This is a genomic window from Acidisoma silvae, from assembly GCF_020618775.1.
GTDB lineage: Bacteria > Pseudomonadota > Alphaproteobacteria > Acetobacterales > Acetobacteraceae > Acidisoma > Acidisoma silvae.
In genome coordinates, this window is record NZ_JAESVB010000003.1 from 41,225 (window position 1) to 64,063 (window position 22,839).

Below are 22,839 nucleotides of genomic sequence, written 5' to 3' on the forward strand. Positions count from 1 at the left end.
ACTCCTATGCTCAAACAGCGGATGCGACACCGATATCGGCGCCAGGACAACATCCCGTTGCCAGTTACATAGGACGGCCAACCGTTCCGTCTGCATTCGAGATCGTGAACAGAGCGTCACATGGAGGAATCGTCACCGCCCTGTTCGGATCCGTTATGAATGCTAGGGCTTGACAGAAGCGGCCGTAAAATGTGTCTAGCGTCAATTACCGAGCCTGCAGGGGCGTAGCTCAATTGGCTAGAGCGCCGGTCTCCAAAACCGGAGGTTGAGAGTTCGAGACCCTCCGCCCCTGCCATTCGGTAAATTTTTTGCACCGGCCGGGACCTTGAACCATCCGGCCGGCGCTGCTGTTTCAAGATAGTTCAAGATAGGTGTGCGCGTTGAAGACGATTTCCGGGCAGGCGTGGTGAGCGTGAGTTTCGATCCCGCTGGATTTCTCCGCGATGTGCGGAGTGAAGTCTCCAAGGTTACCTGGCCTTCCCGCAAGGAAACCCTGATCACCACCGCAATGGTGATCGGCATGGCCGTAATCGCGTCTTTCTTCTTCTTCGCCGCCGATCAGCTCATCGGACTTGGTGTGCGCACCTTGTTCAGCAGCGGTAGCTGAGGAAAGCTGGTTATGGCCAAGCGTTGGTACGTCGTTCACGTCTATTCCGGCTTCGAGAAGAAGATCGCGCAGCAGATCCGCGAGCAGGCGGGCCAGAAAGGTCTCGCTGACCATTTCGATGAGATCCTGGTTCCGTCCGAGGAAGTGACGGAAGTCCGTCGCGGCCAGAAGATCAACACCGAACGCAAGTTCTTCCCCGGCTATGTCCTGGTGAAGATGGAGCTGACGGACGAGGCCTGGCATCTGGTTAAGGACACGCCGAAGGTGACCGGCTTCCTGGGCAATCGCAATAAGCCGAGCCCGATCACCGAAGCCGAAGCCGATCGCATCATGAAGCAGAGCCAGGAAGGCGTGGAACGTCCGCGTCCGTCCGTGGTCTACGAAGTGGGCGAGCAGGTTCGCGTCTCCGACGGTCCTTTCACCAGCTTCAACGGCACCGTGGAAGAAGTCGACGAGGAGAAGGGCCGCGTGAAGGTCAGCGTCTCCATCTTCGGCCGCTCCACCCCGGTCGACCTCGAATACAATCAGGTGGAAAAAGTCTGATTCTGGTGGAGCGGCCTCGATGCCGCTCCACCGCTTGGCTCAATTAGAGCCGGCCAGATAGGCTTTCAGCCCTTCGGCCAGATGATCGAACAGCAGGCGCAAACGGCGCAGCCCGCGCCGATCCTCATGCATCGCCATCCACACCGGTAATTGCACGATCGTCACCTCCGGTAGCACCGGCAGAAGAGACGGATCGGCATTGGCCACGCCCTGCTGGCAGGCCCCGATGCCCATGCCTGCGCGCAAAGCCGCCAGCAAAGCGACGTCGCTCATCGAGGCAAAACCGAAGCGGAGCGTGAGACCGGCGAAGGCCGGCACCCGCCTGGCGTAGTCGTCCCGCCCAATCAGCGCATGGCTTTGCAACGCGCCCAGCGACTTGGGGAGGCCATGACGCACGGCATAGTCCCGATGCGCGAAGAGGCGCACCGGCGATTCCCCGATCTTCCGCACAAGCAAAGCCTCCTGCGCCGGCGCCACATTGCGCACGGCGAGATCGGCGTCGCCCCGCAGCAGGTCTAGATTGCGGTCGCTCATCACCAGATCGATATCGATCTTCGGATGCCGTACACGGAATGCGGCCAGAAGCGGCGGCAGCACGGCGACGCCCATGAATTCGCTGGTCGTCAGCCGGATCAGGCCCTCCATGCTCTCGGCCTCGCCCGAGGCAATGCGCGTCAGAAGATCCGCCGCCGCCGCCATGGTCTCCGCCTGATCGCGCAGAGACAGCGCCGCTTCGGTCGGCCGCAACCCGTCATTGGAGCGGGTGAACAGCACAGCCCCCAGCGATGTCTCCAACAGGGAAATATGCCGGCCGAGCGTCGGCTGGGTCAGCGCCAGTTGCTTAGCTGCCTGGGACAGGCTGCCGGTCCGCAAGACAGCGAGGAAGGAGCGCCACAGGGTCCAGTCGGGATCGGCCATAGATTTTTGTATAGCGACCGCAGGATTTTCACCAATTTTCGTTCAGGCCTGCCGCGCTCATTCTTTGCCCATAAGCAAAGCGGGAGACGGATGATGGCGGCAGGAACAGGCAAGATCGCCTTGGTGACGGGCGCGACGGGTGGCGTCGGCGGTGCGGTCGCTGAAGCGCTATTGCGCCATGGCTGGCGCGTGCGGGCGCTGACCCGCCGGGCGGTGCCGCATCGTCCAGGGATCGAATGGATCAAGGGCGACGCGATGAACCCTGCGGACATGCTGCGGGCAGCGGAGGGCGTAGATGTTCTGTTCCACGGCGCCAATCCGCCCGGCTATCGCAACTGGCGCGGCCTCGCGATCCCCATGCTCCATCATGCCATGGCGGCCGCCAAGACCAGTGGCGCAAGGCTTATCTATCCCGGCTCCGTCTATCCTTACGGGCCGGACGCCTGGCCCGTTCTCGGCGAGCAATCGCCGCAGCACCCGACAACCCGCAAAGGCCGCATCAGGATGGAGATGGAGTGGATGCTGGCCGCCGAAGCCAAGCAGGGTCTGCGCTATCTGACGCTGCGCGCCGGGGATTATTTCGGCCCCCACGCGCCCAGTTCCTGGGTCAGCATGATCATGCTGCAAGGCGGCAAGCGGCTCAGCCGCATTCAGACGCCGGAGCGGCAGGGCGTCCGTCGCGCCTGGGCCTATCTGCCCGATATCGGCGAGACCATCGCGCGCCTCGCGGCGATGGAGGCTGGCCTGCCGCCCGCCGAGACGCTGCATTTCGGCGGCCATGCCTTGGCGGACCGCCAGATGGCCGAAGCGGTCAGCCGCGCCTATGGGGGCAATCTGCCCGTCCGCCGCTTTCCCTGGGCGCTGGTCTATGCCGCCGCGCCCTTCAACACGACGATGCGGGAAGTGCTGGAAATGCGTTACCTGTGGCGGGAGACGATCACGCTCGACAATCGCCGTCTGCTGGCCGTTCTGGGCGAGGAGCCGCATACCCCGCTCGATGAGGCGGTCGCTGCCGCCGTCGCGGGTCTGCGCGCTTCAAAAGAAAGATGACAGCGGCCGGTCCCCGTGCTTCCTCCGGACCATGACGGACCCACTTGTCCACCCCTGCCCGGTTTTCGACGATGCCTTTCAGGCGCGCCTGCTGGACCTGTTCCGCTGGCGGCGGGACGTGCGGCATTTCCGCACCGATCTGGTTGACCCAGCCTTGGTCGACCGGCTGCTGGAAAGCGCCTGTCTTGCGCCGTCCGTGGGCCTCAGCCAGCCCTGGCGATTCGTGACCGTGGATGACACGGAGCGCCGGGCCGCGATGCGGGAGAATTTCGCCCGTGCCAATGCCGCTGCTCTGGCCGACCAGTCCGACGATCACGCTGGCCATTACGCAAGGCTGAAACTGGCCGGACTGGATCAGGCGCCTTGTCATTTCGCGGTCTTCGCCGAACCCGACCCGGAACAGGGCCATGGCCTCGGCCGCCGCACCATGCCGGAGACAACCGCCTATTCCGCCGTCATGGCGGTCTATACGATCTGGCTCGCCGCGCGGGCCGAAGGGCTTGGCCTCGGCTGGGTATCCATCCTCGATCCCGCCGATATCGCGGCCGTGCTGGACGTGCCGCTGCGCTGGACCTTCATCGGTTATTTCTGCCTCGGCTATCCCAGCGAGGAGAATGACAGCCCCGAACTGGAGCGCCTGGGCTGGGAGCATCGGCGCGGCGCCGCACCCGTTCGGCTGCAGCGGTAAGGCGGTCGACGCCGCACGCCTGATTCGATAACGTTTCCAACTCTGCCGACAGACTGAGAGAGTGGAAAAATGCCTCGTGCGCCGGCCGCGATGTTCGGGATTGTGCTGGGCCTGTCCGGCCTCGGCACCTGCTGGCGCCTTGCCCATCGGCTTTGGGCCCTGCCCGCCGCTGTCGGTGAGATCATCCTCGCCGCCGCCACCGTCATCTGGGCGCTGCTCATCATCTCCTATATCGGCAAATGGCTGAATGCCCGGGCCGAGGCCATCGCTGAACTCGGCCATCCGGTGCAGTGCTGCTTCATCGGGCTGATCGGCGGCGCCACCATGCTGATCGGCAATGCCGTGCTGCCCTATTGCCGGCCGATCACTCTTATTCTGTTCGTCTGCGGCCTTGTCTTTACATTGGGCTTCGCGCTGTGGCGCACGGGACTGTTATGGCAGGGCGAGCGGCAGGCGGCTGACACCACCGCCGTGCTCTATCTGCCGGCCGTCGCCGGCACCTTCATCGCCGGCACCAGCGCTGCTGGCCTCGGTTTTGCCGATTGGGGCTCACTCTTCTTCGGCATGGGCTTCTTTACCTGGCTGGCCATCGAATCGGTGCTGCTGCATCGGCTTTACACCGGCCCGCAAATGGCCGTGCCGCTACGGCCGACGCTTGGCATTCAGCTTGCCCCGCCGGTTGTCGGCGCCGTCACTTATCTGGCGGTGACGCCCGGCCTGCCCTCGACCTTGGCGCATGGGATGTTCGGCTATGGGCTTTTTCTGTCCCTGCTGCTCATCCGGCTCATTCCATGGATCCGGCAGCAGCCCTTCGCGGCCTCCTACTGGGCCTTCAGTTTCGGCGGCACCGCGCTGGCGGCCGTGCCGATGATCATGCTGCTGCATGGTGACAGCGGCGCGGTCGCCATCCTCGCGCCGATTCTATTTGTCGGCGCGAATATCCTGGTCGGCGTCATCGCGGCCGGCACGGTCCGGCTGGCTGCGACAGGTAAGCTTTTCCCGAAACCGCCGGCGCCTGTGCCAAGCGTAGCGTAACGGAATAACTGGTCCCTGCCGCCAAAAATGTGTATGTTTAAGCTTCAATATACACATAAAGACCATGCGCACGAATATCGACATTGACGACGATCTTCTCGCTCAAGCCCTGGAAGTGAGCGGCCTTCGGACAAAAAAGGCCGTTGTAGAGGATGCATTACGGCTGCTGGTTGAAACGGCCGGGCAGCGTCAGGCCATTGAGACTATGCGCGGTATGGGGTGGGAGGGAGACCTGGACGCCATCCGCTCCAACCGCCGCTGATCCTGGTCGACAGTTCCGTTTGGATCAACAACCTTCGCGGTATTGAAAGCCCGGGTGTTCAGAAGCTTCGCAAGATCTGGACGGGACGCACGCTACTCGTCGGTGATTTGATCCTGATGGAGATATTGATGGGCGCCCGATCCGAAGCTCTGGCCGTCCGCCTACGTGAGAATTTAGGGCAATTTCCTATCGTGGCGATGTCAGACCCAACCGTCGCCGAGCTTGCCGCGCGAAACTATCGCGTCCTGCGGGGCAAAGGGATCACCATCCGCACGGGCATCGACCTGCTGATCGGCACCTTCTGCATCGAAAAAGGCCACCAGCTGCTTTTCGACGACAGGGATTTCTCGCCCATGGCAATCCATCTGGGATTGCAGATTCTCTGAAACAAAAAACGCCGCTGAGTGACCCCAGCGGCGTTTCCTGTGAAACAACGGGAAGAGCGCGAATTACAGCGCCTTCTCAAGCTCCGGCAGGATGGTGAACAGATCACCCACCAGGCCGTAATCGGCCACCTGGAAGATCGGCGCATCCTCGTCCTTATTGATCGCGACGATGACCTTGCTGTCCTTCATGCCCGCCAGATGCTGGATCGCACCGGAAATGCCGACCGCGATATAGAGGTCGGGCGCGACCACCTTGCCGGTCTGGCCGACCTGCTGGTCGTTCGGCGCGTAGCCGGCATCGACCGCCGCACGGGACGCGCCGATGGCCGCCCCCAGCTTGTCGGCCACAGGCAGGATGAATTCCTGGAACTTCTCGGCCGAACCCAGCGCGCGGCCGCCCGAGACGATGATCTTGGCGGAAGGCAGTTCCGGGCGCTCGGACTTCGACAGGTTTTCACCCACGAAGCTGGACAGCGCCGGGTCGGCGGCTGCCGCCACGGTCTCGATGGACGCCGTACCGGTTTCGGCGGCTGGCGGGAAGCCGGCTGTGCGGATGGTCAGCACCTTCTTGGCGTCCGTCGCCTGCACCGTCTGGATGGCATTGCCGGCATAGATCGGCCGCTCGAAAGTATCGGGCGAAACCACCTTCACCACGTCCGAGACCTGCATGACGTCCAGCAGGGCGGCGACGCGCGGCATGACATTCTTGCCGGTGGCCGAAGCCGGGGCGGCCAGCACGTCATAGCCGGGCGCCAGAGACAGGATCAGCGCCGTCAGCGGCTCGGCCAAGCCATGGGCCAGGGCGGCGTCTTCCGCCAGCAGCACCTTCGACACGCCGGCGAGCTTGGCAGCGGCTGCCGCCACGGCCTGGGCACCCAGCCCCGCCACCAGCACATCAACCTCACCGCCGATGGCAGCGACGGCCGAGACCGTGCGGGCCGTCGTTTCCTTCAGCGTCGCATTGTCATGATCGGCCAGAACGAGCGTCTTCATCTGGATTGTCCTCTCGTTCTCGGGTTCAGATCACGCCGGCTTCGTCGCGCAGCTTGGCGACGAGTTCGGCGACGGAGGCAACCTTGACGCCGGCCTTGCGGCCCGCAGGCTCGGTCGTTTTCAGCACTTTGAGGCGCGGCGCAGGGTCGATGCCGTATTCCGCCACCGGCTTGATGGCGATGGGCTTCTTTTTCGCCTTCATGATGTTCGGCAGGCTGGCGTAGCGCGGCTCGTTCAGGCGCAGGTCCGTCGTGATGATCGCCGGCAGTTTCAGCGAAACCGTCTGCAAACCGCCATCGACTTCGCGGGTGACGCTGAGCGTACCGTCGCCGACTTCGACCTTGGAAGCGAAAGTGCCCTGGGCCCAGCCCAGCAGCGCCGCCAGCATCTGGCCGGTCTGGCCGCAATCATCGTCGATCGCCTGCTTACCGAGGATGACGAGTTCCGGGTTTTCCTCGGCCACGACGGCCTTGAGGATCTTGGCGACCGTCAGCGGCTCCACCGTGTCAGCCACTTCGACCACGATGCCGCGATCGGCGCCCATGGCCAGCGCGGTACGCACTGTTTCCTGCGCCTGAACCGGCCCGATGGAGACGGCCACAACCTCGGTCGCCTTGCCGGCTTCCTTCAGGCGCAGCGCTTCTTCCACCGCGATTTCGTCGAAGGGGTTCATCGACATTTTGACATTGGCCAGCTCAACGCCGGTACCATCGGCCTTCACGCGCACGCGGACGTTGTAGTCGACAACCCGCTTCACCGGCACCAGGATCTTCATCAAGCCTCCACAGTCACTAAAGGGCACGGCCATGCCGCTGGGGATTTTTATAGGCAGGCCCGCGAGGGTGCAAATCTCCCACGCCCGGCGCAGCCTGACCCGCCATAGGTGCCGGGAGCCGTGGATGAAGACTGGCGCGGAAGCGACCGGCTAAATAGCCGATTGCGACATGCGGAACCCGGCTGCCGGATGCGGCGCGGCCAGACGCGCGCCCTGGCCGAAAAGCTTTCCGCGCAGCGTGCCTTGGGCATATTCCGTCTTGTAGAGGCCCCGCGCCTGCCATTCCGGCACCAGCAGGTCCACCGCATCGGTGAAGCTTTCCGGCAGCACGGCATAGGCGAGGTTGAACCCGTCAATGTCGGTCTCTGCCGCCCAGGCGGCCATGCTTTCGGCGACCTGAGAGGCCGACCCCACGAAAACCGGCCCGGCACCGCCGATGGCGACATGCTCGGCCGCCTGGCCCACCGTCCAGTCGCGGCCCGGATCGGCGCGGGTGAAGTTTTCCATCGCCGCACGGCCGGCGTCATTGTCGATATAGCGGATCTTCTGGTCCAGCGCGTAGCCCGAGAAATCGACGCCGAGCCAGCCGCCCATCAGCGTCAGCGCGCCTACCGGGTCCACATAGCTGCGGTAATCGGCGAGCTTGTCATGCGCTTCCGCTTCGGTGGGCGCCGTAATGGCGGTCGCGAGGGCGAAGACTTTGACGCTGTCGGGTGCACGGCCAGCGGCCACCAGCGCCTGGCGCAGACGCGCGACACGCGGCTTGATGACGGCGGTCGAGGGGCCGGAGACGAAGACGCATTCCGCATGGCGGGCGGCGAAGGCAAGCCCGGCGGGGGAACTGCCCGCCTGATACAGAACCGGCGTGCGCTGGGGCGAAGGCTCCGCCAGATGCAGCGCCTCCATCTGTAGATAGGGGCTGTCATGGCGGATGACATGAACGCGGTCCGGATCGGCATAGAGGCCGCGCGCCTTGTCGGCCAAAACGGCACCGTCCTCCCAGCTCTGTTCCCATAGCTTGTAGATCGCGGTCATGAAGTCTTCCGCCACCACATAGCGGTCGTCATGGCCGCGCTGGCGGTCAGCGCCCATGGCCCGCGCGGCACTGTCCAGATAGCTGGTCACGATGTTCCAGCCGACGCGCCCGCCGGTCAGATGATCGAGCGTCGAAAACCGGCGCGCCAGCTGATAGGGATTTTCGTAGGAGAGCGAGACGGTGACGCCGAATCCCAGATTCTGAGTCACCGCCGCCATGGCCGGGATCAGCAGCAGCGGGTCATTGGTCGGCAATTGCGCGGCATGGGCGATGGCCGCGCGCGCATTGCCGCCATAGACGTCATAGGGGCCCAGCACATCGGCCAGGAAAACGCCGTCGAACAGGCCGCGCTCCCACAGCTTTGCCAGATCAAGCCAAAGCCCGATCGTGTTGAACTCCACCGAACGATCGCGCGGATGCCGCCACAGGCCGGGCGACTGATGCACCGGCGTGTTCATGGCAAAGGCGTTCAGGCGAAGCTGTTTCATTGACCGTGTCCTAAACTTCGGCGCCACCCAACTTTTACTGTCACCCGCGGGCTTGACCCGCGGGTCTACCCGTTGCGGCGCCGCGACGGGTAGATCCCCGGCACAAGGCCGGGGATGACAGTTCGGGAAAAATCAGATCCAGGAATGAACCGGCGGCGCGGTGCCGTTCAGCGCATAATCGCCGATGGCGTAGTATTTCCAGCGCACCGGATCATGCAGCGTATGCACGCGCGCATTCCGCCAATGGCGGTCGTAATTGTATTTGCCCAGGGTCGCGCTGGTACCGGCCAATTCGCACAACTGGCTGGAAGCATGCAGCGCCACTTCCGTCGTCAGAACCTTGGCTTCGGCCACGGCCAGGGATGCGCGCGCAATGCCGTCCACCGTCTCGTCTTGCAGCACGTCGTCGATCACGCCGGCCGCATAGGCAAGAACAAGGTCGGCTGCGCGCAACCTGATGCGCGTATCGCCGACCTGGCTGATGGTCAGCGGGTCTTCCGCCGCACGCTCCTTGCCGCTGTCGACCCAGGGGCGTGATTTCGTGCGGATAAATTCCAGCATATCCTCGAAGGCGCCCAGGGCGATGCCGGCGTCGATCGCCGCCTGCATGATCTGCGATATCGGGCCATAGACCAGCGGCTGTTCGCGCAATCCGCCGAGGCCGATGATATTGAAGGCCGGCACGCGCACCTTATCGAATTTCACCGTGCCACTGGCCGTGGTGCGCTGACCGAAGCCTGACCAGTCATCGATGATGGTCACGCCCGGCGTGTCGCGTGGCACGATGGCGCGTAGCACAGCGCCGCTTTCGGTGCGCCCGACGGTCGGGATGAAATGCGAAAACAGCGCACCGGTACAATAGAATTTTGTGCCGTCGATAATGTAGTCGTCGCCGTCAGCCGTGAAGGTGGTCTTCCAGTCGGCGGCCGTCTTGGTGCCCATTTCCACCAGCGCATTGCCGAAGCGATGACCCTGCAAAACCTTCCCGAAGAAATAGGCCTTGCGGGCCTCGTCGCGCTCCGCGCGCAGCATATTGAGAAAGGCCCAATGATTCTGCGGAATCTGCCCGATGGACGGGTCGGCGGCCGAGGTGATGCGGATGACTTCCGCCAAAGTCGCGATGGGCAGTTCCGGCCCGCCATAGGCGCGCGGCACGGTGATGCCCCAGAGGCCGGTCGCTGAATAGCGCTCGATCTCGGCGATCGGCAGGCTGCGGGACCGGTCGCGCTCGGCGGCACCGTCCCTAACGCTCGCCGCGAAATCCTGCGCAACCGCTACGGCCTGCGCGTGACTGGTAATGAGCGGCGGCACAGAGACCGGCAAAGGCAAAGGCGCTGCCACTTGGGGAACAAAGGTCTCGGACATGGCGGATATCCCGGTCAGCGGTGGTCGAAACGCGCGGCAAGCCTGTCGCCAAGAAACTGCACGCCGCAGACCAGCACAATCAAAATCGCGACGACGATGACGATGACGGCGGTGCTGAACTCGTCATAGCCGAAGCGGATGCCGAGATCGCCCAGGCCGCCGGCCCCGACCGCCCCGGCCATGGCGGAGGAGCCGATGAGCGTGACCAGCGTCACAACAAAGCCGGAAACGAGGCCGGGCAGAGCTTCCGGGATCAGCACTTCCCACATCACGCGCAGCCGGCTGCCGCCCATGGCGCGCACGGCTTCCACCAGCCCGCCATCGACCTCGCGCAACGACACCTCGGCAATACGGGCGAAATAGGGCGTGGCACCGATGGCCAGCGGCACAATGGCCGCCGCCGTGCCGATGGAAGAACCCACGATCAGCCGTGTCAGCGGAATAAGCGCCACCAGCAGGATGATGAAGGGCACGGAGCGCACGCCGTTCACCAGAAGGCCGAGGCTGCGGTTGATCAGCCGTTGCGGCCAGATCCCGCCCGGCGCGGTCGCGACCAGCAACAGCGCCATCGGCAGTCCGACGACGAAGCCGATGGCGCCGGACACCGCCACCATCTCAATCGTCTGCTGAAACGCAGTCCAGAGATCGTCACCGGAAATGGGCAGGTTTTGGAGCATCAGATCCCCTCCCCATCTTCAAAGCCCAGCGAGGCCGCGTGCAGCAGCACGCGCGTTTCCTCGGCCTGGGGAGCCGTCAGCACGTCGCGTACCGGGCCTTCCTCAACCGCGCGCCCCTTTTCCATGACCAGCACGCGGTCGGCGATGCGGCGCGCGACATTCATTTCATGCGTGATCATGACGATGGTGAGGCCGAATTCGCGATTGATGTCGCGCAGCAAAGCCAGGATAGACACCGTCGTCTCAGGGTCGAGCGCCGAGGTCGCCTCGTCACACAGCAGCAAAACCGGGTCCGAAGCCAGCGCGCGGGCAATCCCGACACGCTGCTTCTGCCCACCCGACAACTGCGCCGGATATTTTCTTTCATGACCCGCCAGCCCGACACGCGCCAGCAAGGCAGCGGCGCGATCACGTCTTTCCCGCTTTGCAATGCCGGCGAGTTTCAGCGGCAGCGCGACATTGTCCAGCACGGTGCGCGAGGACAGCAGATTGAAATGCTGGAAGATCATGCCGATGCGCCGGCGTTCGGCCTGCAAAGCGCTTTCGGACAGCGGCGCGATATCGCGCCCGTCGATTTCGACCCGGCCGCTATCCGGCCGCTCCAGGCCGTTCAGGCAGCGGATGAGAGTCGATTTCCCCGCCCCCGAGCGGCCGATGATGCCCAGAACCTGCCCGCGCGGCAGCGAGAAGGAGACGTCGTCAAGCGCGGCTGTCGTCCCGAAACGGCGCGACAGCCCGCTCACCTTCAGAAAAGGCTGCTCTGTCGCCGCAGCCGCCGATGAAAGGTCTTGACCGAGATGATGATCCAACAGGCGCCCCTGTTTACCAGGCCGGCATGACGGCGGTGCCGTATTTCTGGGTCAGATAAGCGCGCTCATCGTCTGACTGAAAGATCTTGATGAATTCAAGAAGCTTCGGGTCCGTCGCATCCTGCGGGCGGGCCACGAACTGGATGGCATAATGCTTGTTGCCGGTGCTGTCCGAAATCAGCGCCGTCTTCGGATCGCCGCCGGAGGCGAGAAAGAACGAGTAACTGACCTGGGCAACCGTCACGTCATCCAAGGCGCGCACCAGCTGCGGCGCCGGCAATTCGATGAAGTGCAGATGCTTCGGATTTGCGGTGATGTCATGGACGGTCGCGGCATCGCCGACACCGGGCTTGAGCGTGATCAGCCCGGCCTTGGCGAAAAGCTGCAACCCGCGTGCGCGGTTCACCGGATCGTTCGCCACGGCAACCTGCGCACCGTCCTTCACATCGGCGAGGCTTTTCACCTTATGAGAGAACAGCCCCACCGGCATGATGACGCCAGGCGCGACCGCCACCAGCTTGAAGCCGCGCGCCTTCACGGCCACGGCCAGGAAGGGCTTGTGCTCGTAGAAATTGGCTTCGACCGAGCCCTCGTTCACCGCGACATTCGGTGTCACCCAATCCGAGAAAACGATAACCTTCACCGGCAGGCCCTGCTTCTTCGCAAGGTCGGCGGCGTGCTGCACCACATCGGCCATCGGCCCCGGCGTCGCGGCAATCGTCAGCGGCTCGGCGGCATTGGCAGAGGCGATCAGGCCAACGACACAGAGCGCGACCGCGATGGCCCCGGCCACCAGCATGCGCCGCGCCAGACCGGGCTGGGTTTCAATCTCGAATTCGCCGGATGCAGCCATGAAGGACAATCTCCCAAGGGCGGGGACAATTACGCCGAAACGCAGGATAGATTCAACTAAACACGAATGTCGAGTGGATTAATAGGGAATTGATTGGCATTTTCTAGATTTTATCAATTATTAAACTATTTTTTATGGTTATTTTAGATCGCTGCCTCTCTGGCTATCGCCGGTCGCCCGGCCGATAGTCGTCCTCGCTCGCCGCAAAGGGCAGAGCGGCCAAGTCAGAGACGGGAAAGAAAAAATGGGACAGACGGTAAACTGGGGCATCCTGAGCACGGCCAAGATCGGCCGCGAGAAGGTCATCCCCGCGATGCAGAAGGGCGCGGTCAGCCGCGTGCTGGGCATCGCCTCACGCGATCAGGCTTCCGCGCAGAAGACCGCCGATGCCCTGGGCATTCCCCGCGCCTATGGCAGTTACGAGGCGCTGCTGGCGGACCCCGAGATTCACGCCATCTACAATCCGCTGCCCAATCACCTGCATGTGCCCTGGTCTATCCGCGCGCTGGACGCCGGCAAGCATGTGCTGTGCGAAAAGCCGATCGCGCTGGACACCAAGGAGGCCGAGACGCTGCTGGCGGCCCGCGACCGCACCGGGCTGATCGTCGCCGAAGCCTTCATGGTGCGCTACGCGCCATGGTGGCAGCGCGTGCGGGCCTTGGTGCAGGAAGGCCGGCTGGGTCGCGTCTCCGCCATTCAGACCGCCTTCAGCTATTTCCTCGATGACCCGCAGAATATCCGCAATATGCCGGAGATCGGCGGCGGCGGGCTGATGGATATCGGCTGCTACGCCATCGCGACCGCACGCTACATTTGGGGATCGGAGCCGCAGCGCGCCGCTGCCCTGATCGAGCGTGACCCCACCATGGGCACCGACCGGCTGACCAGCGCGCTGGTGCAGTTCCCGGAAGGGCATCTCACCTTCACCTGCTCCACCCAGCTTGTGCCGCATCAGCGCGTGACGGTGATCGGTACCAAGGCGCGGGTGGAAGTGCTGATTCCCTTCAACCCACCGACCGACGTGCCGGTGCAGATCCTGCTCGACGACGGCCGCGCCCTTGGCGGTGCCCAGGCGCTGGTGGAAGAATTCGGCCCGGCCGACCAATACACCCTGCAGGGCGATGCCGTGTCCCGCGCCATTCTGGGCGACGGGAAACTGGAGTTTCCCCTGGAAGACGCCATCGCCAATATGCGCGTCATCGAGGCGATCTTCCGCGCCGGCGACAAGGGCACCTGGGAAGCGCCGTAACAGCGCTCCCCAGAAGAGGCGCTCAGCTGGGCTGGATCATCCGGCCCAGCGGACCGCCACCGAAGAGATGAACATGGAAATGCGGCACTTCCTGCCCGGCATTAAGCCCGTGATTGCTGAGCAGGCGGTAGCCTTCCGTCTCCAGCCCCAGATCGGCCGCCACGCGGCCGACGGCCCGCCAGAAGCCGGCGATGTCCTGGTCTGAAGCGCGGGCCGCGAAATCACGCGCGGACACGTAGGCGCCTTTCGGGATCACCAGCACATGCACCGGCGCCTGCGGGGCAATGTCATGGAAGGCGAGCACGAATTCGTCCTGATAGACCGTCTTGTTGGGAATCTCGCCGCGCAAAATCTTCGCGAAGATATTCTGGTCGTCATAGGGATCAAGACCGGTCACGGGCATCATAACTCTCCTTCTGCAATCGGCGGCGCCTCTTTCGGGCGCGCCGCCACGGTGCCGAAACTGGCCAGCGTCACGCAAGCCATGCCGGCCAATTGGGTGGCGCTCAGCCGCTGTCCCAATACGAGAAAACCCATTACCACGGCCATCACCGGTTCCAGGCTCATCAGAATGCTGAATTGCCGCGGTTCCATCCGCCTGAGCGAGGCCATTTCCAGCCCGAAGGTGAGGATGGGATTGAGCAGGGAAATGGCCGCCATGATCAGAACGGCGCCCAGGCCCAGCGCCTGCCAATGCGGCACGACGCCGATCGGCAGACCGACCAAAGCCGCGACGCTCATGGACAAGGCCAGGCCCTGTAAGCCGGAAAAGGCTTTGCCGACCCGCCGGGTCATCAGAATATAGCCCCCCCAGCACACGCCCGAGGCACCGGCCAAAATTAGCCCCAGCGTATCGGCGCTGCCGTGATCCTGCTTGGTCAGCAGCCACACGCCCAAGCCCGCGAGAATGACCCATACCAGGTCGAGCAGACGCCGGCTGCCGGCCAGCGCCACCGCCAGCGGCCCCAGAAATTCGATCGACACCGCCATGCCGAGGGGAATGCGGCCGACAGCCGCGAAAAAGAAGAAGGACATGCCGCAGGTGATCAGGCCGAGCATGCAGGCACCGGCCAGTTGCGGCCGGCCGATCGCCCAGATGCGCGGCCGGGCCAGGATCAGAAAGCAGACCGCGCCGAAGATCAGCCTGAGCGACGTCGCGGCCGGGCTGCCGATGCGATGGATGACCGCGACCGAGAGTGAGGAGGCCAGCTGCGCCGAGGATATGGCCGTCACCAACCACAGCACGACCGGGATTTTCGCGGCCAGGTTCCGCAACCCGGCCAGTTTAGAAATCATGGAGGCTCGTTTCACAGATGGTCTGGGCAAATGTCCGAGCGGATCACGACAGGATGCGCGCGATAGGCCCTGTCTTTAGCGGAGCGCGCGTTCAGCGTGAATGTGCGGCATTGGCATGTGCGGGTAACCGCCGGGGCGTAGCGTAAGACAGCATTTCCCGGACGCTGGCGGCAAGCACCCGGGCAATCTCCGCAAGACAGTGATCCGGCGTGCGGGCCAGCATGACGATCTGGGACGAGGGCAAGGGCGGGAGTCCCGTTGCAAGGGTCAAGTCCTGCTGTTGGGCCGCGACAATGCGCCCCAGCGGCGCCACGCCCAGCCCGGCGCGAACCGCCGTTATCAAAGCCAGACAGCTGCCGCCGATGAAGGCATCGTCCCAGGACAGGTCTGCATGATCGAGCACTTTGATCGCGACGGCGCGCACGCCGCAGGGCGGCGGCAATGTGACAAGCGGCACCGGCCCTGTCGGCCTCAACCAATTCGGCGGCGCGCGCCATTCCAGCGGATCCTCGCCCAGCACTTCACCATCCGAACCACCGGCGTCGCGCCTTATGATGGCCAGATCGATATCGCCCTTGTCGAAACGATCCCGGATCGCCTGGGACTGGCCGAGCGTCACGGTCAGGAAGGCGCGCGCCGGCAGGGCCGCGCGGATACGGCGCAGCGCCATATCGAAAGACGCGCCCAGCACATGGTCGCTGACACCCAGCGTAACGCGGCGGGGTTGGGCGTCATCCTCGGTTAAGGCCGCATCATGCGCGGCAAGGAGACTCCGTGCCCGATCCAGAAAGGCATGGCCCTGGTCGGTCAGCCTGACGAAGCGCGGCGTGCGGTCCAGCAGCCTGCGGCCGAGCGTTTTTTCCAAGGCTTTGATCCGCTGGCTGACGACCGGCTGCACCGTCCCGGCGGCTTCCGCCGCTCGGGTCAGGCTGCCGTATTCAGCCGTGAGAACAAAAAGCCGGACGGATTCGAGATCAAGCATCATAGCAATCTACTATGATGAGTATTTCATATCATAGCGTTTTCATATCAAAAACGAAACGCCACAATCATCGGCATCAACATCGCAAGGAATACCGAGATGCCGATGATCACCGTCCGCTACACGACACCCAACCCACAGTCTGATCTCCGTCCGCAGATCGCGGCTCTGGCATCGCGCCTGGCCGCTGAAAAGCTCGGCAAGCAGCCGGAGGTGACGGCCGTGCTCGTCGAATATGCTGATCCGAAGGGCTGGTTCATTGCCGGCCAGCATCCGACGGAGGCCGGGCTGGCGGCCTTCTGGCTGGATATCAAGGTCACGGACAAGACCAATACCAAGACCGAGACAACCCGCTTCGTGGAGGAGACTTTCGTGGAAATGGAAAAGCTTCTCGGCCCGCTGCATACCGAATGCTATGTCCTCGTCCACGCGGTCGATGGTGACGCCTATGGCTATGGTGGCCTCACGCAGAACGGCCGCCGGGCAGCCGCCCACCCTGCCTGGCCGAGCGCAGATGACGTTCTCTTGAGGCAATTCTGATGGCTTTCTGAGCTTTTCGGGATCGCAAATCCGCCTATTCTGGGCGCCCCATAACCGGAGCGCCCGTCCAAGGGCGCCCAGAGACGCCCGAAGACCAAGATATGAACCGAATGGACGGAAAGATCTGCCTCGTTGCCGGTGCGACGCAGGGACTGGGCGCGGCCATCGCCCAAAGATTGGCCGAAGCCGGGGCTGCCGGCCTCGTCATTACCGGCCGTTCCGCCGAGAAAGGCCGCGCCGTCGCCCAAAGGATCGAGGATGAGACCGGATGCTCGACCCATTTCATCCGTGCGGACCTTGCCTCGGTCGCGGATTGCCGGCGCGTCGTCGCTGAAACCGAAGCCGAATCCGGCGCGCTGCATGTGCTGGTCAATGCCGGCGCACTGACCGATCGCGGCACCATTCTGGACACCACGCCCGAATTGTTCGACCGCATGATCGCGACCAATCTGCGCGGACCGTTTTTTCTGATGCAGAGCGCCATCCGCCAGATGATCCGCAACCGGATCGAAGGCGCGATCTGCAATATCGGCTCCATGTCGGCGCTATCCGGCCAGCCCTTCATCAGCGCCTATTGCGCGTCCAAGGGTGGGCTGGCGACGCTGACCGCCAATACTGCTTTCGCCGTCATGAAGAACCGCATTCGCGTCAATCAGCTCAATCTCGGCTGGATGGCGTCCGACCATGAAATCGCACTGCAGACGGCCGAACGCGGTGACGCGGACTGGCTGTCCAAGGCTGTGGATGGACAGCCTTTCGGCCGGCTGATCGACCCCAAGGAAGCTGCGCGTGCCGTGAACTTCCTGGTCTCGGACGATGCCGGGCTGATGACCGGCGCGGTCGTGAATTACGACCAGTCGGTCTGGGGCGCGGCCGCGAGCCAGATGCCCATTCCCGATGCGCCCCTGTCCCTGACCGCCTGATCCAGGATCATCGTCATGAATGAAGTGAGAATTGGCGTCATCGGTACCGGCGTCATGGGCACGGACCATGCCCGCAAGCTGGCCGGCGGCATTCCCGGTGCGCGGCTGACGGCGGTGCAGGATTTCGCGGCCGACAGAGCCTCCGCCCTTGCCCAGGAACTCGGCGTCCTCGCCATCGCGGAGGCGGATGCCTTGATCGCGGATGCGGAAGTCGATGCCGTTCTGGTCTGCTCGCCGGACGGCACCCATGCGGCGCTCGGCCTGAAGGCGATTGCCGCAGGCAAGCCGGTGCTGATCGAAAAACCCGTCGCCGCCGAGCGTGGAGAGGTCGAAGCTCTTATGCGCGCCGAAATGGCGGCGGGCAGAAAGCTGGTGCAGGTCGGCTATATGCGCCGCTTCGACCCGGGCTATGCCGAGATGCGGCGGGTCGTCGCCAGCGCCGAAGTCGGGTCGCCGCTGTTCATGCATTGCCAGCACCGCAATGAAAGCTCACCCAGCTATCTGACGTCCGAACTCATCATCGCCAATTCCGCCGGTCATGAATTCGATGCCGCGCGGTTTGTGCTGGGCGAGGAGATCGTGGCGGCGACCGTCATCAGCCCGCCCGAGCCGCGCCACGCGCCGGGACGGCAGCCGCAATTCATCGTGCTGCAATCGGCCTCCGGCACGGTCGTCGATATCGAGGTCTATACCGACGCGCGCTACGGCTATGACGTTCAGGCCGAACTTGTCTGCGAGGAAGGCACGGTACGGCTGCGCCCCGGTCCGCCGACATCGCTGCGCCACGCGGCGCGGGACGGGCTGGTGGTGCCGCCGGATTGGCGGGCGCGTTTCGCGGACGCCTATCGCCTGCAATTCGAAAGCTGGGTTCGCTCCATCGTCACCGGCCAGAGCAATGAGGGGTCAACCGCCTGGGACGGCTATATGACGTTGCTGGTAACGGAAGCCTGCCTCAAGGCCTGGTCCACCGGCAATCGCATCGCCGTGGAGCAGCCGGAACGCCCCGCTTTCTACCAAGGATAGCGGCCGGCCTGGATTTCGCGTCTTGCACGGATCAAATCCGCGCAAGACGTAACAATCGTCGCATCTACTGCTTTGGCAGCGTTGCGGGCGTCGTTGAATCAGCGGGGGTCGAAGCTGCCGCCGCCTCGGGCTGCGGCAGCGGATATTCCGCCATGAGCGCCGCCTGCACGCCATTGGTCCAGCCGAAACCGACCTGCAGCGCATATTCGCCGCCATGGCCACCGGCATTCGCGCCCGCCGGAGCCGCGACATTGTATTTCTCGACCAGCACGCCGTCGCGGGCGAAGCCCTCGTTCACGCGCGTCTCCCAGCGTTCGGCGATCGTTTTTGCCAGATCGGGCGCGCCGTAATTCCGAAAACCCTGAACCGCCATCCATTGCAGCGGAGCCCAGCCATTCGGTGCGTCCCATTGCTGGCCGCTATTGCTGGTCGCGGTCAGAATGCCACCCGGCGCCAGCAGCTTGGCCTGCACCACCTTGGCGACCGACTGGCCTTCCTCAGCGGTCGCCACATGGAAGAACAGCGGCACAACGGTCGCCGCTGTCAGCACATGCGTCAGGCTATGGCTGCGCCAGTCATAGTCTGAAAAATCGCCGGCCGGCTTGTCCCACATGAACGTCTGAATGGCGGCCTGCCGCTTCGCCGCCCTGTCGGCAAATAGCTTGGCCTCAGCCGTATTGCCCGCCAGCCCGTAGGCATAGGCGAGGTCGCTTTCGAGATGGAACATCTCGCTGTTCAGATCGACCGGCAGCAGATCGGTAATGTCGATCGTCCCCAGCGTCTTGCCGTCCGCGAACCAACGGGAGCTGTAATCCCAGCCTGATTCGGCGCCCGCGCGCAGGTTGCGATACAAAACGGCCGGCGCTTCCCTGGATGTCTTCGCGGTCAGGATATCCTCGCGATAGCTCTCGTCGCGCGGCGTATCGGCTTCCGACCAGAAGCGGTTGAGCACGGTGCCGTCGGCCAGTTTCACGACATGAGCCTGGGCCTGTCCGGGTTTCAGGCCCGAATCGCCCTGCATCCAGTAGTCATATTCCGCACGCATGACCGGCAGATAGGTCTTGTAGACCGACGGCCCGCTCTTCTGCGCCAGCAGATCGACCATGGCCGAGAAGAAGGGCGGCTGCGACCGGCTGAGGTAATAGCTGCGATTGCCATTAGGCATATGGCCGTAGCGGGTGATCAGGGACGCGATATTGCGCACCATGTCCTGCGCCAGCGCCCCCTGCTTGTCCTGCTCCAGGCCCAGCATGGTGAAATAGGTGTCCCAGTAATAGATTTCGCTGAAACGCCCGCCCGGCACGATATAAGGCACGGGCAGCGGCAGCAGGGACGAATATTGTTCCGCGCCCCCGGGCTGACGCAGCAGCACCGTCCACATGTCGTTGATGTAATCGCTGACCGTCTCACCCGCGCGGCGCTGGTAGGAAACGGTTTTCAGCACCGGCTCGCGAAAATGCGCCGTCACGAAATCGGTCAGGTTGAAGCCGGGCTTTCCCTTCTCGGCTTCGTAAGCCTTGATGATATCGGCCGGCGCGGCTGTCGGGATCGCGTCCGCGAAGGTCTTCTGGTCGGGAAAGACCTGCGCCATTTCAACGGCGCGGTAAAGGTCCCCGAAAACGACCGAAGGCGGCTGCGGCTCCGGCATTCGGGCCAGAGCCTGATGGCTGAGGATCGGGGTCAGAACCCCGGCGGCGAGGAGGGTAAAGCGGAAGGAATATCTCATCACCACCGGAAGCTGGGAAGCGTCGCCAGGGGTGCAAGACCCATGGCCGCCGCTTCCTGCTCGGCAAGACTGTGCTTGCCCGCCAGATCGTGGATTCCGTCCAGAACCCAGCAGGATGCGAGCCCGACCGTCTGCGCGCCGGCGATATCGGTGCGCAGCGCGTCCCCCACCGCCAACACGCGGGAAGGCTCCACGCCCAGCAAGGCCAAGGTCGGGCCATAGACTTCGGGGCTGGGCTTGCCGCGCCAGCGGAATTCGCCGCCCATCTTGGCATAGTGTTCGGCCAGCAGGCCGGCACAAATGATCTGCTCGCCGTCCCGCACGATGATCAGGTCCGGATTGGCGCAGACCATAGGCAGCTTAGCGGCAAGGCAGGCTTCCAACGCCGGAATATGGGGCGCCAGGTTGCGGTCGGTAATCTCCTCATCCGCGCCGACATTCAGCACGAAATCGGCTTCCGCCGGGGTCAGCGCCAACTCCAGGTCCAGCCCCTCGATCAGCGGCAGGTCGCGCGCCGGCCCGAGGAAGAAGACGCGGCGGCCGAGCGCCTTGTACCAAGGGTCATCGCGCGTGTGCAGCGCTTCCCAGACATTCTCGCCGCTGGTCATGACACCGTCGTAGAGCTCGGGCGGAATGCCAAGCCGCGTCAGTCCCTTGGCTGCCATTTCCGCCCGGCGCGGCGCATTGGACAGCATGACGATGCGCTTGCCGCGCTTGCGCAGTTCTTCCAGCGTCGCCTTGGAATGCGGCAGGAGCTTGCGCCCGTCGTGAATGACGCCCCAAAGGTCCAGGATGAAGCCGTCATAGTCATCGGCGATCGCGGCAAGGCCTTCCAGGTGACGCATCATCAGATCCCTTTTGCCAGCGCATCCGCGCTGATGCCCTTGAGCTCGGCGATGCTTTTCACACCAGCCGATTTCACGGCCTTGTCGAGATCGGCCTTGATGCGCGCGATCAGCTTTGGCCCCTGATAGATGAAGGCCGAATAGACCTGCACCAGATCGGCCCCGGCATGGATCTTCGCCAGCGCATCCGCGCCTGACGACACGCCGCCGACGCCGATCAACGCCAGACGGCCTTTTGCGGCCAGCGAAGCGCGCGCCAGCATGGCGGTCGAGCGTGTAAACAGCGGCCGGCCGGACAGACCGCCCGTCTCCGCCGCATTCGGGCTGCGCAGGCTGTCGGGCCGGGCGAGGGTCGTATTGGTCAGAATCAGGCCGGCGATGCCGGCATTGACCGCCACTTCGACCACAGCTTCCATGCCCTCCACCGACAGATCGGGCGCCAGCTTCACGAAGATCGGCGGCGCGTCCGGCACGGCGGCGCGCATGGCCGCCAGAATGGCCGCAATCCGCTCCTCGCTCTGCAGGTCGCGCAGGCCCGGCGTATTGGGGGAGGAGACATTGACCACGACATAGTCGCAGACCGGCGCCACCTTTTGCAGCAGGTCCGGATAGTCCCGCTCCGGGTCCGCGCCTTCCTTGTTGACGCCGATATTGGCGCCGACCGGCACGATGCGGCGATGGCGTGCCAGCTGCCGCTCGAAAGGCTTGATGCCCTTATTGTTGAAGCCCATGCGATTGATGATCGCCTCGTCTTCCGTCAGCCGGAACAGGCGGGGCTGCGGATTGCCCGCCTGCGGGCGCGGGGTGACGGTGCCGGCCTCCACGAAGCCGAAGCCCATGCGCATGAGGGAGCGCAGCGCCACCGCATCCTTATCGAAACCGGCGGCGAGACCGATGGGGTTTTTGAAGGTCAGGCCCGCGACCTTCGTAGCCAGACGCGCGGGATCGACCTTCTGGTTCTCAGCCGCGAAGCCCAGACGCATGGCGAGAATGGCCAGCTTATGGGCGCGTTCGGCCTCCATGCGGCGCAGAAGGGGTAGTGCCAGCGCGGTCAGCGGGGCCATGAGCGGCAATCCATAACGATATGTTTATGTCTGGGCAGGTCAGATGCTGGCCGGCGGCGCGGCGGCGATGGCCGCATTCATGCTGCGCACGCCGGCGGCAGCGCCCTCGGGATGCGACCAGACGGCGCTGATCACGGCCAGGAAATCCGCCCCGGTTGTTACCAGGGGCGCGCAATTATCGACCGTGATGCCGCCGATCGCGACCGAGGGCAGTTCCATGATCTCATGCCACCAGGCCAGAACCTCCAGCTCGGCTTCGACCGGCGCATCGGCCTTCGATCCGGTGGGGTAGAAGGCACCGAAAGCCACGTAATCCGCCCCGGCTTCGCCGGCTTCCATGGCCAGTTCGCGACTGCCGTGACAGGACACGCCGAGCGTGAGGTCAGGCCCGAGGATAAGCCGGGCGTCCCGCGCCTTGGTGTCATCCTGCCCGACATGGGCGCCGTCGCAGCCGCCGGCGACCGCAAGGTCAGGCCGGTCGTTGAGCAGAAAGGCGACGTCGCGCTGCTGGGCGACCGGCCGCAGCAGGTCTATCGCCCGGCGCACCTCGTCATCGCTCGCGTTCTTCAGCCGCAGCTGCACGGCGCCGACATCGCCGGCGTCCAGGGCCGCGGCCAGCGTGTCACGGAACACGGCCGGGTCGAAGGCCGCAGGCGTGATGAGATAAAGGCGGCAGGGGTTATCACCGGACATGATCAGACGGCCC

The 22,839-nt window shown here is 64.2% G+C and carries 25 protein-coding genes, 1 tRNA gene and 1 pseudogene; 12 read left to right on the forward strand and 15 right to left on the reverse strand.

Going from position 1 to position 22,839, the window contains the following annotated elements; genetic code table 11:
• The first annotated feature begins 218 nt into the window (after positions 1-218).
• The 3 genes from ASILVAE211_RS08140 to nusG all read left to right on the forward strand — a co-directional run bounded on the left by ASILVAE211_RS08140 (position 219) and on the right by nusG (position 1,150).
• A tRNA-Trp gene (locus ASILVAE211_RS08140) sits at positions 219-295 on the forward strand.
• 117 nt (positions 296-412) lie between these two features.
• Positions 413-607: a preprotein translocase subunit SecE gene (gene secE, locus ASILVAE211_RS08145; protein ID WP_227309148.1), complete on the forward strand. Its 195-nt coding sequence runs from the start codon at positions 413-415 to the stop codon at positions 605-607.
• 12 nt (positions 608-619) lie between these two features.
• On the forward strand, positions 620-1,150 hold the full coding sequence (nusG, locus tag ASILVAE211_RS08150) for a transcription termination/antitermination protein NusG (RefSeq protein WP_227320814.1): 531 nt from the start codon (positions 620-622) through the stop codon (positions 1,148-1,150).
• A 39-nt stretch (positions 1,151-1,189) separates the two neighbouring features.
• Here nusG and ASILVAE211_RS08155 read toward each other — a convergent pair whose 3' ends face one another.
• A complete protein-coding gene (locus ASILVAE211_RS08155) occupies positions 1,190-2,068 on the reverse strand; it encodes a LysR family transcriptional regulator (protein WP_227320815.1) in 879 nt (292 codons plus the stop codon).
• Between the two features lie 93 nt (positions 2,069-2,161).
• On the opposite strand from ASILVAE211_RS08155, the gene ASILVAE211_RS08160 reads away from it, so the two are divergent.
• From ASILVAE211_RS08160 to vapC, 5 genes are all read left to right on the forward strand, one after another.
• Entirely contained in the window at positions 2,162-3,118 is a 957-nt protein-coding gene (locus ASILVAE211_RS08160) for an NAD-dependent epimerase/dehydratase family protein (protein ID WP_227320816.1), read from the forward strand.
• A gap of 31 nt (positions 3,119-3,149) precedes the next feature.
• Entirely contained in the window at positions 3,150-3,806 is a 657-nt protein-coding gene (bluB, locus tag ASILVAE211_RS08165; RefSeq protein ID WP_227320817.1) for a 5,6-dimethylbenzimidazole synthase, read from the forward strand.
• 69 nt (positions 3,807-3,875) lie between these two features.
• Complete coding sequence (gene tehA / locus ASILVAE211_RS08170) at positions 3,876-4,841, forward strand: dicarboxylate transporter/tellurite-resistance protein TehA (protein WP_227320818.1); 966 nt, start codon at positions 3,876-3,878, stop codon at positions 4,839-4,841.
• Positions 4,842-4,905: 64 nt separating this feature from the next.
• Complete coding sequence (locus ASILVAE211_RS08175; RefSeq protein WP_227320819.1) at positions 4,906-5,103, forward strand: type II toxin-antitoxin system VapB family antitoxin; 198 nt, start codon at positions 4,906-4,908, stop codon at positions 5,101-5,103.
• Complete coding sequence (gene vapC / locus ASILVAE211_RS08180; protein WP_227320820.1) at positions 5,061-5,489, forward strand: type II toxin-antitoxin system VapC family toxin; 429 nt, start codon at positions 5,061-5,063, stop codon at positions 5,487-5,489. Before ASILVAE211_RS08175 ends, vapC begins: the two co-directional genes overlap by 43 nt.
• Positions 5,490-5,552: 63 nt before the next feature.
• On the opposite strand, the gene ASILVAE211_RS08185 is transcribed toward vapC, so the two are convergent.
• From ASILVAE211_RS08185 to ASILVAE211_RS08215, 7 genes and pseudogenes are all read right to left on the reverse strand, one after another.
• Complete coding sequence (locus ASILVAE211_RS08185) at positions 5,553-6,482, reverse strand: electron transfer flavoprotein subunit alpha/FixB family protein (RefSeq protein WP_227320821.1); 930 nt, start codon at positions 6,480-6,482, stop codon at positions 5,553-5,555.
• A 25-nt stretch (positions 6,483-6,507) separates the two neighbouring features.
• Positions 6,508-7,257, reverse strand: a complete 750-nt coding sequence (locus tag ASILVAE211_RS08190) for an electron transfer flavoprotein subunit beta/FixA family protein (RefSeq protein WP_227320822.1) — start codon at positions 7,255-7,257, stop codon at positions 6,508-6,510.
• A 150-nt stretch (positions 7,258-7,407) separates the two neighbouring features.
• Positions 7,408-8,781, reverse strand: a complete 1,374-nt coding sequence (locus tag ASILVAE211_RS08195) for an LLM class flavin-dependent oxidoreductase (protein ID WP_227320823.1) — start codon at positions 8,779-8,781, stop codon at positions 7,408-7,410.
• Between the two features lie 132 nt (positions 8,782-8,913).
• The gene (locus tag ASILVAE211_RS08200) at positions 8,914-10,146 is read right to left on the reverse strand and encodes an SfnB family sulfur acquisition oxidoreductase (protein ID WP_227320824.1); all 1,233 of its coding nucleotides are present in this window, start codon (positions 10,144-10,146) and stop codon (positions 8,914-8,916) included.
• Between the two features lie 14 nt (positions 10,147-10,160).
• Complete coding sequence (locus tag ASILVAE211_RS08205; protein ID WP_227320825.1) at positions 10,161-10,823, reverse strand: methionine ABC transporter permease; 663 nt, start codon at positions 10,821-10,823, stop codon at positions 10,161-10,163.
• Between the two features lie 77 nt (positions 10,824-10,900).
• A pseudogene (locus ASILVAE211_RS08210) lies at positions 10,901-11,572 on the reverse strand (methionine ABC transporter ATP-binding protein); the annotation flags it as partial.
• Between the two features lie 73 nt (positions 11,573-11,645).
• A complete protein-coding gene (locus ASILVAE211_RS08215) occupies positions 11,646-12,485 on the reverse strand; it encodes a MetQ/NlpA family ABC transporter substrate-binding protein (RefSeq protein ID WP_227320826.1) in 840 nt (279 codons plus the stop codon).
• A gap of 244 nt (positions 12,486-12,729) precedes the next feature.
• Between ASILVAE211_RS08215 and ASILVAE211_RS08220 the strand changes: the two genes are divergently transcribed.
• Positions 12,730-13,734, forward strand: a complete 1,005-nt coding sequence (locus ASILVAE211_RS08220; protein WP_227320827.1) for a Gfo/Idh/MocA family protein — start codon at positions 12,730-12,732, stop codon at positions 13,732-13,734.
• Between the two features lie 22 nt (positions 13,735-13,756).
• Here the strand turns inward: ASILVAE211_RS08220 and ASILVAE211_RS08225 are convergent, their stop codons facing one another.
• The 3 genes from ASILVAE211_RS08225 to ASILVAE211_RS08235 all read right to left on the reverse strand — a co-directional run bounded on the left by ASILVAE211_RS08225 (position 13,757) and on the right by ASILVAE211_RS08235 (position 16,015).
• On the reverse strand, positions 13,757-14,137 hold the full coding sequence (locus tag ASILVAE211_RS08225; protein ID WP_227320828.1) for a histidine triad nucleotide-binding protein: 381 nt from the start codon (positions 14,135-14,137) through the stop codon (positions 13,757-13,759).
• On the reverse strand, positions 14,137-15,030 hold the full coding sequence (locus tag ASILVAE211_RS08230; RefSeq protein WP_227320829.1) for an EamA family transporter: 894 nt from the start codon (positions 15,028-15,030) through the stop codon (positions 14,137-14,139). The genes ASILVAE211_RS08225 and ASILVAE211_RS08230 overlap by 1 nt, the downstream gene beginning before the upstream one ends.
• A gap of 91 nt (positions 15,031-15,121) precedes the next feature.
• Entirely contained in the window at positions 15,122-16,015 is an 894-nt protein-coding gene (locus ASILVAE211_RS08235) for a LysR family transcriptional regulator (protein ID WP_227320830.1), read from the reverse strand.
• Between the two features lie 96 nt (positions 16,016-16,111).
• On the opposite strand from ASILVAE211_RS08235, the gene ASILVAE211_RS08240 reads away from it, so the two are divergent.
• The 3 genes from ASILVAE211_RS08240 to ASILVAE211_RS08250 all read left to right on the forward strand — a co-directional run bounded on the left by ASILVAE211_RS08240 (position 16,112) and on the right by ASILVAE211_RS08250 (position 18,498).
• Complete coding sequence (locus ASILVAE211_RS08240) at positions 16,112-16,552, forward strand: tautomerase family protein (protein WP_227320831.1); 441 nt, start codon at positions 16,112-16,114, stop codon at positions 16,550-16,552.
• 110 nt (positions 16,553-16,662) lie between these two features.
• Positions 16,663-17,475, forward strand: coding sequence for an SDR family oxidoreductase (locus ASILVAE211_RS08245; protein ID WP_227320832.1), 813 nt, complete (start codon positions 16,663-16,665; stop codon positions 17,473-17,475).
• 15 nt (positions 17,476-17,490) lie between these two features.
• Entirely contained in the window at positions 17,491-18,498 is a 1,008-nt protein-coding gene (locus ASILVAE211_RS08250; RefSeq protein WP_227320833.1) for a Gfo/Idh/MocA family oxidoreductase, read from the forward strand.
• Positions 18,499-18,562: 64 nt separating this feature from the next.
• Here ASILVAE211_RS08250 and treA read toward each other — a convergent pair whose 3' ends face one another.
• From treA to thiE, 4 genes are read right to left on the reverse strand one after another with little or no spacing between them, the layout of a single operon-like run.
• Complete coding sequence (gene treA, locus ASILVAE211_RS08255; protein WP_227320834.1) at positions 18,563-20,224, reverse strand: alpha,alpha-trehalase TreA; 1,662 nt, start codon at positions 20,222-20,224, stop codon at positions 18,563-18,565.
• Positions 20,224-21,072 (reverse strand): TIGR01459 family HAD-type hydrolase, encoded by an 849-nt coding sequence (locus tag ASILVAE211_RS08260; protein WP_319799545.1) that lies wholly within the window; start codon positions 21,070-21,072, stop codon positions 20,224-20,226. Before ASILVAE211_RS08260 ends, treA begins: the two co-directional genes overlap by 1 nt.
• Positions 21,072-22,133, reverse strand: coding sequence for a quinone-dependent dihydroorotate dehydrogenase (locus tag ASILVAE211_RS08265; RefSeq protein ID WP_227320835.1), 1,062 nt, complete (start codon positions 22,131-22,133; stop codon positions 21,072-21,074). Before ASILVAE211_RS08265 ends, ASILVAE211_RS08260 begins: the two co-directional genes overlap by 1 nt.
• A 39-nt stretch (positions 22,134-22,172) precedes the next feature.
• Entirely contained in the window at positions 22,173-22,826 is a 654-nt protein-coding gene (gene thiE, locus ASILVAE211_RS08270) for a thiamine phosphate synthase (protein ID WP_227320836.1), read from the reverse strand.
• Positions 22,827-22,839 lie beyond the last annotated feature (13 nt).

Bases quoted from the DNA above. Each gene is read 5' to 3' on its own strand.
- ASILVAE211_RS08215 (WP_227320826.1), bottom strand. From the start codon at position 12,485: ATGGCTGCATCCGGCGAATTCGAGATTGAAACCCAGCCCGGTCTGGCG.
- ASILVAE211_RS08230 (WP_227320829.1), bottom strand. From the start codon at position 15,030: ATGATTTCTAAACTGGCCGGGTTGCGGAACCTGGCCGCGAAAATCCCG.
- ASILVAE211_RS08245 (WP_227320832.1), top strand. From the start codon at position 16,663: ATGGACGGAAAGATCTGCCTCGTTGCCGGTGCGACGCAGGGACTGGGC.
- treA (WP_227320834.1), bottom strand. From the start codon at position 20,224: ATGAGATATTCCTTCCGCTTTACCCTCCTCGCCGCCGGGGTTCTGACC.
- ASILVAE211_RS08160 (WP_227320816.1), top strand. From the start codon at position 2,162: ATGGCGGCAGGAACAGGCAAGATCGCCTTGGTGACGGGCGCGACGGGT.
- bluB (WP_227320817.1), top strand. From the start codon at position 3,150: ATGACGGACCCACTTGTCCACCCCTGCCCGGTTTTCGACGATGCCTTT.
- ASILVAE211_RS08260 (WP_319799545.1), bottom strand. From the start codon at position 21,072: ATGATGCGTCACCTGGAAGGCCTTGCCGCGATCGCCGATGACTATGAC.
- ASILVAE211_RS08190 (WP_227320822.1), bottom strand. From the start codon at position 7,257: ATGAAGATCCTGGTGCCGGTGAAGCGGGTTGTCGACTACAACGTCCGC.
- tehA (WP_227320818.1), top strand. From the start codon at position 3,876: ATGCCTCGTGCGCCGGCCGCGATGTTCGGGATTGTGCTGGGCCTGTCC.
- ASILVAE211_RS08185 (WP_227320821.1), bottom strand. From the start codon at position 6,482: ATGAAGACGCTCGTTCTGGCCGATCATGACAATGCGACGCTGAAGGAA.
- ASILVAE211_RS08195 (WP_227320823.1), bottom strand. From the start codon at position 8,781: ATGAAACAGCTTCGCCTGAACGCCTTTGCCATGAACACGCCGGTGCAT.
- nusG (WP_227320814.1), top strand. From the start codon at position 620: ATGGCCAAGCGTTGGTACGTCGTTCACGTCTATTCCGGCTTCGAGAAG.
- ASILVAE211_RS08155 (WP_227320815.1), bottom strand. From the start codon at position 2,068: ATGGCCGATCCCGACTGGACCCTGTGGCGCTCCTTCCTCGCTGTCTTG.
- ASILVAE211_RS08250 (WP_227320833.1), top strand. From the start codon at position 17,491: ATGAATGAAGTGAGAATTGGCGTCATCGGTACCGGCGTCATGGGCACG.
- ASILVAE211_RS08265 (WP_227320835.1), bottom strand. From the start codon at position 22,133: ATGGCCCCGCTGACCGCGCTGGCACTACCCCTTCTGCGCCGCATGGAG.
- ASILVAE211_RS08225 (WP_227320828.1), bottom strand. From the start codon at position 14,137: ATGCCCGTGACCGGTCTTGATCCCTATGACGACCAGAATATCTTCGCG.
- ASILVAE211_RS08200 (WP_227320824.1), bottom strand. From the start codon at position 10,146: ATGTCCGAGACCTTTGTTCCCCAAGTGGCAGCGCCTTTGCCTTTGCCG.
- ASILVAE211_RS08175 (WP_227320819.1), top strand. From the start codon at position 4,906: ATGCGCACGAATATCGACATTGACGACGATCTTCTCGCTCAAGCCCTG.
- thiE (WP_227320836.1), bottom strand. From the start codon at position 22,826: ATGTCCGGTGATAACCCCTGCCGCCTTTATCTCATCACGCCTGCGGCC.
- ASILVAE211_RS08205 (WP_227320825.1), bottom strand. From the start codon at position 10,823: ATGCTCCAAAACCTGCCCATTTCCGGTGACGATCTCTGGACTGCGTTT.
- ASILVAE211_RS08240 (WP_227320831.1), top strand. From the start codon at position 16,112: ATGCCGATGATCACCGTCCGCTACACGACACCCAACCCACAGTCTGAT.
- ASILVAE211_RS08235 (WP_227320830.1), bottom strand. From the start codon at position 16,015: ATGATGCTTGATCTCGAATCCGTCCGGCTTTTTGTTCTCACGGCTGAA.
- ASILVAE211_RS08220 (WP_227320827.1), top strand. From the start codon at position 12,730: ATGGGACAGACGGTAAACTGGGGCATCCTGAGCACGGCCAAGATCGGC.